This window comes from Chitinophaga sp. H8 (assembly GCF_040567655.1).
Lineage (GTDB): Bacteria > Bacteroidota > Bacteroidia > Chitinophagales > Chitinophagaceae > Chitinophaga > Chitinophaga defluvii.
In genome coordinates this window covers 2,549,696-2,566,908 of sequence record NZ_JBEXAC010000001.1, presented here as the reverse complement: position 1 = coordinate 2,566,908, position 17,213 = coordinate 2,549,696, and the positions used below count along the sequence as shown (strand labels likewise).

General features: G+C 45.4%; 9 protein-coding genes. All 9 read left to right on the top strand.

Going from position 1 to position 17,213, the window contains the following annotated elements; genetic code table 11:
* Position 1: 1 nt before the first annotated feature.
* Positions 2–1,591, top strand: a complete 1,590-nt coding sequence (locus tag ABR189_RS09615) for a sulfatase family protein (RefSeq protein WP_354660261.1) — start codon at positions 2–4, stop codon at positions 1,589–1,591.
* Positions 1,588–3,519 (top strand): beta-N-acetylhexosaminidase, encoded by a 1,932-nt coding sequence (locus tag ABR189_RS09610; protein ID WP_354660260.1) that lies wholly within the window; start codon positions 1,588–1,590, stop codon positions 3,517–3,519. Before ABR189_RS09615 ends, ABR189_RS09610 begins: the two co-directional genes overlap by 4 nt.
* A gap of 82 nt (positions 3,520–3,601) precedes the next feature.
* Positions 3,602–5,533, top strand: coding sequence for a beta-N-acetylhexosaminidase (locus ABR189_RS09605; protein WP_354660259.1), 1,932 nt, complete (start codon positions 3,602–3,604; stop codon positions 5,531–5,533).
* Positions 5,534–5,691: 158 nt separating this feature from the next.
* Positions 5,692–7,029: a 3-keto-disaccharide hydrolase gene (locus tag ABR189_RS09600; RefSeq protein ID WP_354660258.1), complete on the top strand. Its 1,338-nt coding sequence runs from the start codon at positions 5,692–5,694 to the stop codon at positions 7,027–7,029.
* 19 nt (positions 7,030–7,048) lie between these two features.
* Positions 7,049–8,962, top strand: coding sequence for a DUF7133 domain-containing protein (locus tag ABR189_RS09595; protein WP_354660257.1), 1,914 nt, complete (start codon positions 7,049–7,051; stop codon positions 8,960–8,962).
* Between the two features lie 45 nt (positions 8,963–9,007).
* The gene (locus ABR189_RS09590; RefSeq protein WP_354660256.1) at positions 9,008–10,165 is read left to right on the top strand and encodes an alpha-L-fucosidase; all 1,158 of its coding nucleotides are present in this window, start codon (positions 9,008–9,010) and stop codon (positions 10,163–10,165) included.
* 45 nt (positions 10,166–10,210) lie between these two features.
* A complete protein-coding gene (locus ABR189_RS09585; RefSeq protein ID WP_354660255.1) occupies positions 10,211–13,648 on the top strand; it encodes a ThuA domain-containing protein in 3,438 nt (1,145 codons plus the stop codon).
* 12 nt (positions 13,649–13,660) lie between these two features.
* A complete protein-coding gene (locus ABR189_RS09580; protein ID WP_354660254.1) occupies positions 13,661–15,694 on the top strand; it encodes a glycoside hydrolase family 97 protein in 2,034 nt (677 codons plus the stop codon).
* 39 nt (positions 15,695–15,733) lie between these two features.
* Complete coding sequence (locus ABR189_RS09575; protein ID WP_354660253.1) at positions 15,734–17,188, top strand: sulfatase family protein; 1,455 nt, start codon at positions 15,734–15,736, stop codon at positions 17,186–17,188.
* Positions 17,189–17,213: the final 25 nt, after the last annotated feature.

Here is a 17,213-nt window from a genome sequence, read left to right as displayed (position 1 = left end):
AATGAAAAGTTACCTGGATATGCAGCCTGTTATTTTAAAACGAAAATTTAAATCCTCTTTTGGGTATTTTATTTTCAGCTTGTTCGTGATGTCATGTCATACACCGAAAAATGTGGAAGAAAATAACCGCCAGACAAGTGATGTGAATGTTGTTTATATCCTGGCAGATGATTTAGGATACGGAGATGTGAAATGCTTTAATCCCGAAGGTAAAATACCTACTCCGAACATTGACAGGCTGGCGTCAGAAGGAATGAAATTCACCGCTGCTCATTCGGCATCTGCGGTGTGTACACCTTCAAGGTATAGTATTCTTACAGGAAGATATCCCTGGCGTTCAGATTTACAATCAGGCGTATTATATGGCTATTCTCCTCCTTTGATTGAATCCGCACGCTTTACGGTAGCTGATCTTTTTAAACAGCAAAACTACTATACGGCCTGTGTCGGTAAATGGCACTTGGGTATGGATTGGCCTGTGAAGCAGGGGTATACTGAAATAAAAACAGGCTGGGAAATAGATTACAGCAAGCCCATAGCACAAGGACCCAATACAAGAGGGTTCGATTATTTTTATGGCATCAGTGCTTCCCTGGATATGCCGCCGTATGTTTTTATTGAAAACAACAAAACCATCGGAGTGCCCACGGTTACGAAGAAATATGGCCGCAGTGGCCCGGCAGAAAAAGATTTCGAAGCGGTGAATGTACTCCCTTCCATTACCCGTAAAGCGCAGGAGATTATTACTACACAGGCCGGGAAGCAACAACCTTTCTTTTTATACTTCGCATTGCCCTCTCCACACACACCTGTTGTTCCAGGAAAAAACTTTGAGGGAAAAAGCGGGGTAACAGAATATGGTGATTATGTGATGGAAACCGATTGGGCTGTAGGACAAGTAATGAAAACATTGGATTCCATGGGGATAGCAGGCAAAACAATCATATTCTTCACCAGCGACAATGGCTTTGCTCCTTATGTTCTAAATAAGTATAACGTAGAAAAAATAGGTCATTACCCTAGCTATACCTTCCGCGGGTATAAAGCCGATATCTGGGAAGGAGGTCATCGTATTCCGCTGGTTGTCCGTTGGCCTGGAAAGATCAAAGCAGGAACGGTAAGCAACGACCTGGTATCACTCACAGATTTTATGGCAACCAGTGCCGGTATCTTACAGGTAAAATTGCCGGAAGATGCAGCAGAAGACAGTTACAGCATCTTGCCCTACCTGTCAGGCAAAACAAAGAAACCGGTTCGGCCAGCGATTGTGTACGCATCAATTGACGGAAATTTTTCTATTCAGCAGGGTAAATGGAAACTGGAGTTTTGCCCTGGTTCAGGCGGGTGGGCATCTCCGAAAAATGATAAAGCATACCAGGAAGGCTTGCCGCTTGTTCAATTGTACAACATGCAATCAGATGTTTCCGAGCAATTAAATGTAGCAACACAACATCCGGATGTGGTAAAACAACTTACCGGTTTGATGGAACAGTATGTTGCAAACGGAAGAAGCACGCCGGGTAAATCTTTACAAAATAATGTGAAAGTAGATCTCTGGAAAACAGGATATAAAAAACATACTAAAAAATGAGAAAACTTACTTTTTTGATTTTTTCAGCAATGGTGATGTGGCATGGTGTTGTAGCCCAGCCGGAAAAACAAAAACAGGTATTACACATTATACCCGAGCCGGTATCAACCACCGTACTGAAAGGATCTTTTTTATTGAAGCCAAACACCCGCATCGTTGTTTCAGGCAAAGACGTTTCCGGAGTGGCATCCTTGCTGACGCAAATGTTGAATGCACCAACAGGTTACCAGCTGGCAACAACAGTAAGTAAAGGGGGGCAGGAAGGAAATGCTATCGTACTTCGCATAAATTCCAGCCACAATGCTGCGTTAGGTGAGGAAGGCTATACGTTGCAGGTATTGCCGAAGCAGGTAGTTGTTGCAGCTAATAAGCCACAGGGGCTTTTTTATGGCATACAAACCCTGATGCAGTTATTACCTCCTGTCATAGGTAGTCATACTGTTGTAAAAGACACGCCCTGGAAAATCCCTTGTGTCAATATAACGGATCACCCACGTTTTGGCTGGCGAGGTCTGATGCTGGATGTGAGCAGGCACTTCTTTTCCAAAGCATTTGTAAAGCAATACATCGACGAAATAGCCCGGTATAAATTCAATGTATTTCATTGGCACCTTTCAGATGACCAGGGTTGGCGCATTGAAATAAAAGGATTGCCGGAGCTTACCACAACAGGCGCCTGGCGCGTGCCCCGCAGCGGGAAATGGTGGTCCTTTGCTCCACCGCAACCCGGAGAGAAAGCTACTGCCGGAGGCTATTATACACAGGAAGATATCCGGGAAGTAGTGGCCTATGCAAAAGAACGTTTTGTAACCATTGTGCCGGAGATAGATGTACCAGCCCACTGTCTGGCTTTAATTGCTTCTTACCCTGAATTGTCTTGTACGCAACAAAAGTATGATGTTAACCCCGGCAGCAGGTTCCTTAAAAAGGAGATCAATAATGTACTGTGTGTGGCGAACGATTCCACCTGGCTGATACTGGATAAAGTATTTACACAACTAGCCGCATTGTTCCCGGGAGAATATATACATGTTGGCGGCGATGAAGCGCATAAAAGTTTTTGGGAAACCTGCCCGAAAGACCTGGCACTGGCTAAAAAACTCGGGGTAACGATCCAGGGAGGTTTACAACCTTATTTTGAAAAAAAGATGCATCAACTCATTGTGTCCAAAGGTAAAAAGATGATGGGCTGGGACGAGATACTGCACGATGGATTACCAACTGATATTGCTGTAATGTCCTGGCGCGGCATGAACCCCGGCATCAATGCGGCTAAACAAAAGCATCCGGTAGTGATGTCGCCATGGGGCCAGGCATACCTGGATCTATACCAGGGTGATCCGTTAATTGAACCAAATACTTATGGAATGCTGCGCCTGAAAACATGTTATGATTTCAACCCACTTCCTGATAGCGTAGACCCGAAATATATTCTTGGCGGACAAGGTAATCTGTGGACAGAATCCGTCCCGAATGAACGTCAGGTAGCCTACATGACCTGGCCACGCTCATTGGCATTGGCTGAAGTCTTTTGGTCGCCCGCCGGCAAAAATAACTGGCCGGATTTTATTCGCCGGGTGGAGCAGCAATTTAAGTACATGGATGCTGCACAGGTGAAATACGCGCGTAGTATGTATGATCCCATCATCGACGTGGCCAAAGGCAACAACGATTCTTTAAACGTCACGCTGGCCAGCGAAATCCCGGGGGTAGATGTTTATTACGCTTTTGACGGTACCAATCCCGATAATTTTTATCCACGATATACAGGTACCCCGCTTGATATTCCGAAAGGTGCTTCGGAAATCCGTGTGATTACTTACCGGGGGCAGCAGCCTATTGGTCAACAAATCAATTGTCCGCTGAGCCTTCTGCAGCAAAAACTGGATAAAAAAATAAAACGGGAAATGCAGCAAAAGTCAAAATGATAATAAAATTAAAACACAGGGAGGCAATTATTTTTTTCAGACACGGATAGGTTGAACAATCCCTATTCCATATTCTTCAGACATGAAGCGATTTATTTTTTCATTTACCACGTTAATAACGATCTGCATACTTACGACTACACAGTCGGTAGGGCAAAAGCAGGCATTACATCTCCTGCCTGAGCCGGTATCAGCAACCATGCAGGAAGGATCTTTTTTACTGAAACCGGATACCCGCATCCTTGTTTCCGGTGCACAGGCCTCCGGGGTGGCATCCCTGCTGGCGCAAATGTTGAATTCTCCTACAGGTTATCATCTTACTGTAAAGCAAAGCACAGAAGAACAGGCCACACATGCTATTGTACTTCGTATTAACCCGGTTCCGGATACTACGTTAGGTGATGAGGGGTACACGTTGCAGGTATTACCACGGCAGGTGATGATTGCGGCCAATAAGCCACCAGGACTTTTTTATGGTATACAAACCCTGATGCAGTTATTGCCACCTGCCATCAGAAACCATACTGTAATAAAAGACACGCCCTGGGAAATGCCTTGTGTCAATATAACGGATTACCCACGCTTTGGCTGGCGTGGATTAATGCTGGATGTAAGCAGGCATTTTTTTTCGAAAGCATTTATAAAGCAGTATATCGATGAAATGTCTAAGTATAAGTTGAATGTATTTCACTGGCACCTTACCGATGATCAGGGGTGGCGTATTGAAATAAAAGGATTGCCGGAGCTTACAAAGGTCGGCGCCTGGCGTGTTCCCCGTACAGGAGAATGGAGAAGCTATGGACCTCCTGAACCAGGAGAGAAAGCTACTGACGGTGGTTATTATACGCAGGATGATATTCGTGAAGTAGTCGCTTATGCACAGCAGCGGTTTGTTACCATCGTACCCGAAATAGATGTGCCAGCGCATAGCCTGGCGCTTATTGCTTCCTATCCGGGTTTATCCTGCACAAAACAACAGTACGGGGTAAACCCCGGTAGTAAACCCCAGGGAGAAGCTAACGTGCTTTGCGTGGCTAATGATTCCACCTGGTTGATATTGGATAAGATATTTACACAGGTAGCTGGCCTGTTTCCCGGCGCATTCATTCATACTGGCGGTGATGAGGCGAATAAAAAATACTGGATGAATGATCAGGAAGACCAGGCATTAATGAAACGGGAAGGATTGACTACCCCGGAACAATTACAAAGCTATTTTGAAAAAAGACTGGCAAAGCTCATTCATTCCAAAGGAAAGAAGATGATTGGTTGGGATGAAATTATGGAAGGCGGGCTGGCCCCCGGTACGGTTGTAATGTGCTGGCGCGGAATAAACAAAGGTATTCAAGCGGCCCGGATGGGGCACCAGGTGATCATGACCCCCATATGGGATACTTATCTCAGCCGGCGCCAGGGTGACCCGTTTATAGAACCTGTCGCTCCCGGTAATCTCCGGTTGTATACTTGTTACCAGTTTGATCCCGTACCCGATAGTGTGACAGCGGAAAATATTATAGGAGGACAAGGTTCTTTATGGACAGAGTTTGTTGCTAACGGACGTCATGCGGAATATATGACCTGGCCACGTGCTCTGGCACTGGCAGAAGTATGCTGGTCACCAAAGCCTAAACGCAACTGGCCGGATTTTATCCGTCGTGTGGAGCAGCAATTTAAATATATGGATGCTGCACAGGTGAGATACGCGCGTAGTATGTATGATCCCATCATTGACGTAGCCAAAGGCAACGATGATGCTTTAAAAGTGACGCTGGCCAGCGAAATCCCGGGGGTAGATGTTTATTACACTTTCGACGGCGCAAACCCCGACAATTTTTATCCGCGATATACAGGTACGCCGCTCGATATTCCAAAAGGGGCTTCGGAAATCCGTGTAATCACTTACCGGGGACAGCAGCCTGTTGGCCAACAGATCAATTGTCCGCTGAGCCTTCTGCAGCAAAAACTGGAGAAAAAAATAAAGCAGGAAATGCAGCAAAAATCAAAACGGCAATAAGTAGCAAATCTGCTGACAAATGATGGTTAGTATAAATTAAAGTATACCTGAAAATTATGAATAGGAGAATAGTTAGCATAACCTTAAGCATGTCATTATTATTTTCTGTAGTCATACCGGTTTACGGCCAAAATAATCCTGAAAATAATCAGGGTTGGATGACTATTTCATTAGATGATTTAAATGCTTTTGAAAATCCCGGGAAGAATTGGATCGTTGCTGCGGATGCCTGGGGCAATTATACCCAAAAAGGAGAGCTGGAGAAAATAAAAGAAGGCAAAGGCGTTGTAATAAACCATCCCTCTGAAAAGAACCGTACCCAACTTATAACAAAGCAGCAATTCGGAGATATTGAAATTGCGTTGGATTTTATGATGGCGAAAGGATCTAATTCGGGTGTATATCTCCAGGGTAAATATGAAGTGCAGTTATTAGACAGTTGGACCAAATCAGATCCTTCCTCCGGTGACTGTGGCGGCATCTACCAACGTTGGGATCGATCCCGTCCGGCAGGACAAAAAGGATACGAAGGAATAGCCCCGCTACAGAATGCGTGCAGGGCGCCGGGATTATGGCAACATCTGGTAATAAAGTTCAGGGCGCCTCGCTTTGATACACAAGGAAATAAAACAGCTAATGCCCGTTTCGAGGAAGTGTATCTCAATGGCGTTTTGGTTCAAAGCCAGGTGGAAGTATCAGGTCCCACACGCTCCCCTTCATTATCAGATAATGAAAATGCACAGGGGCCACTGTTGTTCCAGGGCGATCACGGGAAGGTGGCTTTCCGCAACATCCGTTACCGCCCATTGAATATTATCCCGGTAAAGCTTCCCAACAAAGCCCCCATTATCATTACACCCAACCAACATCCTTATCTGCTGAGGAGCTTTATGGAATTCGGCGGTAAAAAATTGACCAACGTGATTTCAATGGGTGATCAGGCCGGGTTGAATTATTCATACGACCTGAAAGAAGGCGCGCTTTTCCAGGTATGGCGTGGCCGCTTTTTAGATGCAGCCGATATGTGGCATAGCAGGGGGCAAGGTCAGTTTGCCGTGCCGCTGGGCAGCATCGTGCCATTTTCCGGCGCCCCTTCCATAGCTGTTTTAGCAGATAAAAATGTTCCGTGGCCCGATTCGGTAACCTTTGATGAGTTGCAGGATGAAGGATATGAGCTGGATAAAGACAGGATACCAACATTCAGTTATGTTATAAAAGGAATAGCTGTAAAAGATAGAATAGCACCTGATCCTGCGCAGACAGGATTTGCAAGAACCATAACAATTATAAATCCTGTTGCCAACCTATATGGCAGGATAATATCTGCGGGAACTATAGAGCAATTAAGCAAAGAATTGTACCGGGTGAATGGCTCCTGCTACATCCACCTTGACAGGCGTTATAGGCCGGAGATCAGGCAAACGAAGGAGGGAGAGGAAATGCTGATATCACTTACAGATCTAAAAACACCCTTCACCTATTCCATTATCTGGTAATCATAGAATACTATCTAAAATGACTATACGCAATAATATACTTTTTACCCTCAGATACTTTTTATGTAGTAGTATGGTGGTGATGGCCACTGTTGCATTGGCGAAGGCTCAGGTAAAAAAGGATAGCATTATCATCCCGAAAGAAGAGGATTTTTATCAGATTCAAACAGTACTTGTACCTGAAGGTATCCAGCTCGAAGTAGGAGGAATGGCTTTTTTACCCAATGATAAACTGGCAGTTTGTACACGGCGGGGGGAAGTCTGGATCATATCAAATCCATACATGAAAGACGGTCGTCCTTCTCAGTATCAGTTATTTGCCCAGGGGTTACATGAGCCATTGGGAATGGCTTATTATAAAGGAGATCTGTACGTGGCACAACGCCCTCAACTCACCCGGTTGCGGGATAAAAACAATGACGGTATAGCAGACGAATATAAAACCGTATACAATTTCGAGATAACAGGTAATTACCACGAATACGCCTATGGGCCTGTGTTTGACAAAGAAGGTAATATGTTCGTAACGCTGAATCTTGGATGGTTCAGAGACGTAAAAGGCGGCTATATGGAAAGCAGGGTAAAATGGCGGGGTTGGATGCTGAAGATCTCGCCGGAGGGAAAAATGACGCCTTTTGCTGCCGGTTTGCGTTCTCCGGCTGCCCTTACCATAGATAAAGATGATCATGTTTTTTATACAGAAAATCAGGGAGAATGGGTCGGGTCCGGCCATATGACCGAAGTGAGGAAAGGAGACTTCCTGGGCCAGCCCACCTCACTGGCATGGGCTGATCAACCGGGTTCTACTGTAAAGTTAAAGGTGGAGGATATACCAGACAGTGGTAAGCCTGAATTTGAAGTGGCGAAACAGATTGCTGGTCTGAAAACACCTTCTGTATGGATACCACATGCGATCCTGGGTGTTTCTACTTCCGGGATGTTAGTTGCTGGTCAAGGACAGATGGGACCGTTTGAAGGACAGTTTTTTGTGGGCGACATGGGCCAAAGCCTGATCAACCGCGTATACCTGGAAAAAATAAAGGACGTGTACCAGGGCGCTGTATTTCCCTTTAGAAAAGGATTTTCTTCAGGCGTTTTAAGGTTATGCTGGGGATCTGATGGCAGCATGTTCGTAGGCATGACGGCAAGAGGATGGGGGTCTGGCGGCGGAGAGCCTTTTGGTTTACAGCGGTTGGTCTGGAATGGTAAGATACCCTTTGAAATGAAAACAATAAGCGCCCGGCCCGATGGCTTTGAACTGGAATTTACACAGCCGGTAGATAGAAAAACGGCAAGTGAGGCTGCCGCTTACCATGTAAGAAGTTTCACGTACAAATATCATCGCCAGTATGGTAGCCCGATCATTAATGAGGCAAACTGCCCCCTGAAAGCGATCAGCATCTCACCAGATGGCATGAAGGTCAGGTTGGTATTAGATAGTACCAGGGAGGGATATATTCATGAAATAACTGTTGCGGGTGTACGGTCAACAGGCAATCAGGGCTTACTGCATAACCTGGGGTATTACACACTGAACAGGATACCGGACGGACCAAAACTTATTATCACCACGGAAAACAGGGTAAAAACTGTTAAAAAGCCAACAGCAAAGAAAGTACCTGTAAATAACGCTTCACCAAAAGTATCAACAACTCCTTCTGCCATTAGCAGGATTCCAAAATATGAAGAAGTGAAGCCGCTACTGATACAATATACCTGCCTGTCCTGCCATGATCCGGTAAAACGCCATATTGGCCCTCCCTATGCTGAGGTGGCAAAACGCGGATACTCCATCGATAAATTGAAACGGTTAATCTTTAACCCTGAACCGGGGAATTGGCCTGACTATGCAACTCCCATGCCACCGATGCCAAATATCCCGGCACCAGCGCTGCAAAAAATTGCGTTATGGATTCATTCATTAGACAAATAACGATGCAGGTTATGCGTGATTCAATAATAAAGTCAAATAATAAATATGACTGACAGACGTGGCTTTTTAAAACAGGCGGCAGTAGCAGGGACTTCGGTGTTGGCTTTGTCGTCCTGGTTGGATATGCTTCCCATCAGGAATCAAAAAACGATACCTCGTTATTTATGGGATCATGCCGATATGTTTATAAAGGACCCGCACCAGGCCGCCTTGTCCTGGTTTAGCGAGGCAGGTGCTGGCCTATTCATACACTATGGTTTATATAGCCTATTGGGACGCGGTGAATGGGTTCAGCTGGAGGAAAAAATACCGGTTGCGGAATATGAGCGGTTAAAAAGGAAATTTACAGCCCATAATTTTGATCCTGATTTTATCACGGATGTGGCCCTGGCGGCAGGAATGAAGTATATAAACCTCACAGCAAAACATCATGATGGCTTTTGCCTTTTCAAAACAAAACAGACCAGTTACAATAGTCTCCATTCCCCGGCGAAGCGTGATCTGGTAGGCGAGTTGAAAAGTGCCTGTGATAAAAAAGGGCTCGGCTTATTTTTATATTATTCTATTGCTGCTGACTGGCATCACCCTTACTTTTCTTCACGGGAAGCAGGATGGGGCAGTTATCGTCCTGCCTACTCCGATACCCAGCCTGCCTATGTTTATAAAGAGGAAGCGGATTTTCAAAAATACCTTCTTTACGCCAGGGCACAACTTCATGAGTTAGTGACGCAATATCAGCCCGCTGGTATCTGGTTTGATCCTATCATGGGTTTTTACGCCCGTCCGGATCTTTTTCCTATGGAACAGATTTATGCAGAGATACGATCCTATTGTCCATATACCTTAATTTCTTTTAAACAGGGCGCCACAGGCACAGAGGATTTCGCGGCGCCGGAACGGGGAGCCGGCTCCTTTTCAGAAGGCGTGGGGAAATTATTTGGTGATAAAGCCGGGTTGGTGGCTACTAAAGCATGGGAGGGGAATAAAGATAAACATAATGAAACCTGCAACACTTTACAATCACGGACATGGGGTTATAAGAAAGCGGAAGATGGGAAACATAAAAATACAGCGGAGGTACTTGATTTATTGCAGGATGCAAAATCGAGGAAGATGAACCTGTTACTGAACACCGGCCCTTTACCTGACGGTAGCCTGTCACCCGAAGATGTGAAAACACTCCGGGAAGTAGGCAGATCCTGATGGAATACTAATAAAACCAATAAGGTATAACAGACCATTTTTATTATGAAAATACGCATCATTTTATTACTCACATATAGTGTCCTTTTAGGTACTTTATGGACCGGCTGCTCTGATAAACGTACCGGTGAGCCCCGTGTATTGGTATTTACCAAAACAGCGGGTTTTCATCATGCTGCTATTCCCGACGGCGTAAAGGCTATTCAGAAGTTAGGGGCCAAACATCATTTTATTGTAGATACTACTTCCAATTCCGACAAGTTTACGGAAGACACGCTGAAACAATATGCAGCCGTCATTTTCCTGAATACTACCGGTGATGTATTGGATGCAGCCCAACAGGCAGACTTCGAGCGTTACATCCAGGCGGGCGGTGGATATCTTGGCATTCATGCGGCCAGTGATTGTGAATATCAATGGCCCTGGTACGGCAAACTGGTAGGTGCCTATTTTAAAGGGCATCCACGTCCGCAGCAAGCAAGACTCAATATACACCATGATAGTAATTTTCCTGTTACCGATTCCCTGCCTGATCCCTGGATCAGGACCGATGAATGGTATAATTTCCGGGAAATCCCTAAAGACGTACATGTGCTGGTGAGTATCGATGAAGGGAGTTATGAAGGTGGTACGAATGGCATACCTCATCCTATGGTGTGGTATCACGACTATGATGGCGGCAGGGCTTTTTACATGGGACCGGGACATACCGCCGAATCCTATACCGAGCCAGATTTTTTAAAGCTGTTGTTCTCCGGTATTCATTATGTAATTGGCAATAATGAAATACTGGATTACGGGAAGGCTACGACTTTGCGTATGCCGGAGGAAGCCCGTTTCTCCAAGAAATTCCTCGCTGGTGGATTATTTGAGCCAACCGAACTAACCATATTACCCAACCTGGATATATTGATAGCAGAGCGCAGGGGGGCCATTAAATTTTATAACCAGGCGGATCATACCATAAAGGAAGTGGCTCAGTTGGATGTGTATCATCAGGGGCTTACTCCCGGGGGTGGAACAGAAGGTGGATTGTTAGGACTTCAGGCAGATCCTCATTATGAAAAAAATCACTGGGTATATGTCTTTTATTCACCTACCGGTGATAAACCGGTGGATCGTTTATCCCGTTTTAAGTTTGAAAATAATCTGTTTGATCAGCAATCGGAACAGGTAATCCTGGAAGTAAATACCGACCGGGAGATATGCTGCCACACCGGTGGCTCCCTGGCCTTTGATGCTTATGATAATCTATATCTTTCTGTGGGAGATAATACCACTCCCTTTAATGAAGTTGACCCAAAGACAAAAAAGGCTTACGCCGTCAATTTATACGGGTTTGCTCCTTTGGACGATCGCCCCGGGTTTGAGCATTACGATGACCGCCGCGCAGCAGGCAATAGTAATGACATGCGTGGGAAAATCTTACGGATACATGTAAACGAAGATGGTACTTACGGAATTCCGGATGGTAATCTCTTTCCGAAAGACCTCCCAAATACCCGGCCTGAGATCTATGTAATGGGCAACCGCAACCCCTATCGTATTTCAGTGGATAAACATACTGGTTATTTATATTGGGGAGAAGTAGGCCCGGACGCAGGAAACGACAGTCTGTCAACCCGTGGCCCCAGGGGCTATGATGAGATTAATCAGGCCCGGAATGCGGGTAATTTCGGCTGGCCTTATTTTGTAGGAAATAATTATGCCTATTATGAATATAATTATGCCACCGGCGTATCCGGTCCGGCATTTAATGCACAGCGTCCTGTCAATAATTCCAGGAATAATACAGGCATAAAAGCGTTGCCGCCTGCCCAACCGGCTTTTATCTGGTATCCATATGCTGCATCTCCCGAATTTCCGATCCTGGGCACAGGAGGAAGAACCGCTATGGCGGGACCGGTATATCATACAAAAGATTATCGGGAAGCAACGCGTTATCCAAATTATTACGATGGTAAGCTATTTATCTACGACTGGATGCGGAATTGGATCATGGCAGTAACCATGACAAAAACCGGGGATCTCCAGACCATAGAAAAGTTTATGCCGCAAACTAAATTCCACAATATCAGCGATATGGAAGTGGGGCCTGATGGTCTGTTGTACATCGTAGAATACGGAGGGCAATGGCGGCATAAAAATGCAGACGCTGGCTTGTCTGTAATTACATTTAACAGTGGAAACCTCGCACCGGTGGTAATGCTAAAGGCCGACACGTCAGCAGGGGCTATTCCGCTTACGGTCAACTTCTCCGCGAAAGGTACAGTTGATCCCGATGGAGATAAACTTACTTATACCTGGGATTTTGGAAAAGGGGAGATAGAAAAAACAGCTGTCCCCAATGTCAGTCACACTTTTTTGGCAGCAGGTGTTTACCCTGTTTCGGTAGAAGTAACAGATGGTAAGGGTGGCAAAACGAAAAGTTCCGTTATACAGGTATACGTAGGTAATGCTATTCCCCAGGTAAAAATACTGATGGCAGGAAATAAGTCTTTCTATTTTCCTGATCGCCCTGTAACCTATCAGGTACAGGTGAATGATGCGGAAGATGGTCATTCAGACCAACCGGGTTTTGACCGGTCAAAGGTATTGGTACATGCTGATTATATCAGCAAGCCTGACAAAGCCCTGCTGAATGAAAAGGGTGAGTCAAACGGAGTTGCAAAATCATCGGGTAAGCACCTGATGGAATCGCTGGATTGTAAATCCTGTCACCAGGTAGATGCCACCTCCGTAGGCCCCTCCTTCAAGCAGATAGCATTACGTTATAAAGAGGATAGGAGAACGAGCAACTTCCTTCCGGAAAAAATTATTGGCGGCGGTAGCGGTAACTGGGGGCAGACCGCCATGGCAGCCCATCCTGACTTAGCCATTTCCGATGCGCAAAAAATTGTTACCTGGATCTTATCGCTGGCAGACAGCAGTAAAAATACTATACCATGGAAAGGCAGCTTTCTGCCTGCTGCACAATTCCAACTAACACCACGGGGAGCAATTGCATTATCAGCATCTTACACAGACAAAGGCGCCAAAGGGATTTCACCGCTCACGGGTAACGCCATGCTTGTATTGCGCGATCCAGTACTGCCGGCAAGGTCAGCAGACGCTTCGTCCGGAGAGGTTGGCAATAGCAAATTGGCTGAAATGGCGGTGGTGCATGTCAAAAAAAGAGGCTGGTTCAAATTCTCCCATATCAGTCTGGAAAATGTAAAAGAGGTGCAAATAAAGTATGGCGTGGATCTGCCATCAAAGAAGGGATGGAAAGTAGCGTTGCGGCTGGATAGCCCGCAGGGCCAGTTATTGGGAACAGCGCTGCTTGGTGCAGCTATTAAACCGCAGAAAGTGATGTATGCTACGCTGCCGTTAAGCGAGCCGGCAGATAACACTAAACATGATGTCTATTTTATATTTCAGAAAGAAGATCCGGCGGAAGCAGCAGGATTGGGCATCGCTGAATTCAGTATAAGGACAAGGTAAAAATTGAAAGATATGAAGTACATAAAAATAAATGCGAAACAGACGTCTGTTCGCATGATAGCTCTGGTGGTGATGGGGTTGCTGTCTTTTACCAAAGTAAAAGGGATGATCTTTGAAAGAGCGGATCCTACGGAGGCATCAACGACCTGTAAATCGTATGATGTTTACCAGGTTAAAAGTCCGGACGGTCATCTTATCATTACTACCGCTATTGCCAATGGCATCATTCGCTATGCTTTTTCTGCGCATGGGAACAGGCTTATCTATTCTTCATCCATGGGGTTGGATTTCAGTCCATCCGGAATATTTCCTTCCACTGGCTGGAAAGTCACAGCGGTAAGAAAGCGGCGCGTCAATAATACCTGGAAACCGGTATGGGGAAAGCGTGCTGAGGAGCTGGAGCAATACAATGAAACAACCATTCAGTTGCAGGGACCCGCTACTCCCTTGGATAAACTGAACATAGTAATCCGGGCCTACAATGATGGCGTAGCATTTCGTTACGAAGTGCCTGATGATGCAGGTGGCAGAGAAGGTACCTGCGAAAAAGAGTTGACTACCTTTAATTTTGAAGGGGATTATACTGCCTGGTTTTATAACGGAGAGCATGCGAATCTTGGCCCGGATAAGCTAACAACCGTGGAGGGTAACCGTAATCCTGTAATGACCATTCAGGCAGCAGACAACGCCTACATGGCTATCCTGGAAGCTGACCTGCGAAGCGGCAGCCCCCTGGTGCTTCACAGTAAGAAAGGAGAAAGAGCCTTCTCCGTAGTTGGTGCTCCCGGGATCATAAAACCGGGTTATTTGTCTTCCTGGCGTGTAATCCTGTATGGTAAAACCCCCGGCGCACTGGTTGACTCCCATGTAATAGCGTTATTGAATCCGGCTCCGGCTCCGGGCGTGGATTTTTCATGGGTAAAGCCCGGGGTGGCCTTATGGAATCGCCGTGTGGAAGGAGTGAAGATAGATGACTTTACATACCATGTGCAGGCATATGCCAGCTGGGTCAGGATGGTGGACTACGCTGCAAAACATGATATTCCATATCTCCTTTTGGACTCCGGTTGGTATGGGGACCAGTTCCGTAAAAGTTCTGACCCGGTGAATGGCGGTGCAGCGGCGGAGGTGAAGCAACTGATCGCTTATGCAAAAACAAAAAGTGTACGGATCTTGCTTTATATGAATGACATCGGTGGTAGGGATTACTCGCTTGAAGAAACTTTAGAAAAATACCACGAATGGGGCGCAGCGGGAATTAAATACGGATTTATGAAAGGATCGATGGCGGAAAAAAATATACGCACAAGGATGATAACAGCGCTGTGCGCAAAATATCAACTGCTTTGTAATTTTCATGATGGACCCGTGCCTCCCTATGGGCAAATGCGTACCTGGCCGAATGCGGTTACCCGTGAATACTGCCAGGCTCAACTTGATGCTCTTACGTATTTTCAACCTAAAACATTCGTTACAACAGTTTTTGTAAATATGCTGGCAGGGCCGCTTGATATGACTAACGGGATATTTGATCTCATGCGGAGCAGGCCAACCGATGTGAAAAAAGAAGACCAGAATATGTATAACCATGTATATAAAGGAGATGTACCTTCAACAGTGACTGCTGAAGCTGCCCGTACGTTAATTACTTTCTCAGGTATAACCGTTATTCCGGATATACCTGAGAATTATGATAAATTCCCGGAACTGTTTTCATTTATCGCGGCAGAAAAGATGCCCTGGAAACAAAGTAAAACACTCCTGGGTGAAATTGGTCAATATATAGTAATGGCCAGACAGGCCGCTGACGATACCTGGTTGGTGGGTATTGCAAATAATGAATCAGCACGTGAGTTAGTTATTCCTTTAAATTTCCTGGGGAAAGGTAAGTATGAAGCAACCATCATACAGGATGGCGATAGTGCGCATTATCAGTCAAACAGGACGGCATATAAAGTGAATAAAAAGATAGTAAATTCATCGTATGATATTCCTGTCAACCTTGCTCCCGGTGGGGGGGCTTGTCTGATTGTCAAAAAGAAATAGATTGTCGGATACGATAAATAAGCGACTAAAAATGTTGTTATGAAAAGATCATTTTTATTTAGCAGATTGGCGGCCCTTGTTCTTGCCGGGGCTACTACTCATTGTGTTGCCCAACAAAATACATCACGGCCTAACATTGTCATTATTTATATGGACGATATGGGCTATGGCGATGTAGCTGCTTATGGTGGAATTGATTATATCACTCCCAACATAGATAAGCTGACAGCAACGGGAATGCGCTTTACCAATTTTTATTCAGCGCAACCTATCTGCAGTGCCTCCAGAGCGGCTATCCTGACAGGATGTTATCCCAATCGTATCGGCATTCATGATGCCTTGTTTCCTAATTCCAATATCGGGCTGAGTGATCAGGAAGAAACCATTGCCAGTATGTTGAAGAAGAGGGGATATTTCACAGGTATTGTTGGTAAATGGCACCTGGGAGATGCACAAAAGTTCCTGCCCTTGCAACATGGTTTCGACTATTATTTCGGATTACCATATTCTAATGATATGTGGCCTGTAGATTATGATGGGAAACCTTTTAATGATACTACCAAGTGGAGAGGACGTTTTCCGCCGCTTCCTGTCATAGAAGGAAACTATCCAATCCGTTACGTCCATACTATGCAGGACCAGAGTATGCTTACCACCTGGTATACGCAAAAGGCTGTCAGTTTTATAAGTCAGCATAAGCACCAACCTTTCTTTCTTTATCTGGCGCATTCTATGGTGCATGTGCCGCTCGCGGTATCTGATAAGTTCAAAGGAAAAAGTAAACAGGGATTGTTTGGTGATGTAATGATGGAAATAGACTGGTCAGTAGGAGAAGTAATGAAAGTATTGAAAGAAAATGGACTGGAAAAAAACACCTTATTTATTTTTACCGCTGATAATGGTCCCTGGCTGGTTTTTGGCAACCATGCCGGTTCAGCAGGCGGTTTGAGGGAAGGCAAAGGTACTACCTGGGATGGCGGGCAGAAGGAACCTGCTATTATGAGTTGGCCGGGTGTAATCCCCGCAGGTACTGTTTGTAATAAGCTGGCTGCGAATATAGATATCCTGCCTACTCTGGCTACCATAACCGGTGCTCCGTTACCTTCCCGTAAAATTGACGGTATTGATTTTTTATCCTTATTAAAGGGCGACGAAAATGCAAACCCGCGTGATCATTTATATTATTATATCAATAAGAACAGCCTGGAAGCTGTAAGACAAGGTCCCTGGAAATTAGTATTACCACATCGCTATCCATCTTTTGTAGGCGGAGTGCCGGGGAAGGATGCATGGCCGGGAAAAGCACGTACAGATTCCACAGATCTCGCACTGTATGATCTGCGTCGCGATCCGGGAGAAAGATATGATGTGAAAGAACAAAATCCCGATGTTGTAAAACGATTACAGAAACTGGTAGAACAGGCGCGTGAAGATTTGGGAGACGATCGTACTAACAGGCCGGGAAAAAACAGACGATCCCCCGGAAAGCTATAACAGATAGTTATTCAAAAAGAACCAT

Bases quoted from the DNA above. Each gene is read 5' to 3' on its own strand.
- ABR189_RS09585 (WP_354660255.1), top strand. From the start codon at position 10,211: ATGAAAATACGCATCATTTTATTACTCACATATAGTGTCCTTTTAGGT.
- ABR189_RS09595 (WP_354660257.1), top strand. From the start codon at position 7,049: ATGACTATACGCAATAATATACTTTTTACCCTCAGATACTTTTTATGT.
- ABR189_RS09580 (WP_354660254.1), top strand. From the start codon at position 13,661: ATGAAGTACATAAAAATAAATGCGAAACAGACGTCTGTTCGCATGATA.
- ABR189_RS09605 (WP_354660259.1), top strand. From the start codon at position 3,602: ATGAAGCGATTTATTTTTTCATTTACCACGTTAATAACGATCTGCATA.
- ABR189_RS09600 (WP_354660258.1), top strand. From the start codon at position 5,692: ATGACTATTTCATTAGATGATTTAAATGCTTTTGAAAATCCCGGGAAG.
- ABR189_RS09575 (WP_354660253.1), top strand. From the start codon at position 15,734: ATGAAAAGATCATTTTTATTTAGCAGATTGGCGGCCCTTGTTCTTGCC.
- ABR189_RS09590 (WP_354660256.1), top strand. From the start codon at position 9,008: ATGACTGACAGACGTGGCTTTTTAAAACAGGCGGCAGTAGCAGGGACT.
- ABR189_RS09610 (WP_354660260.1), top strand. From the start codon at position 1,588: ATGAGAAAACTTACTTTTTTGATTTTTTCAGCAATGGTGATGTGGCAT.
- ABR189_RS09615 (WP_354660261.1), top strand. From the start codon at position 2: ATGAAAAGTTACCTGGATATGCAGCCTGTTATTTTAAAACGAAAATTT.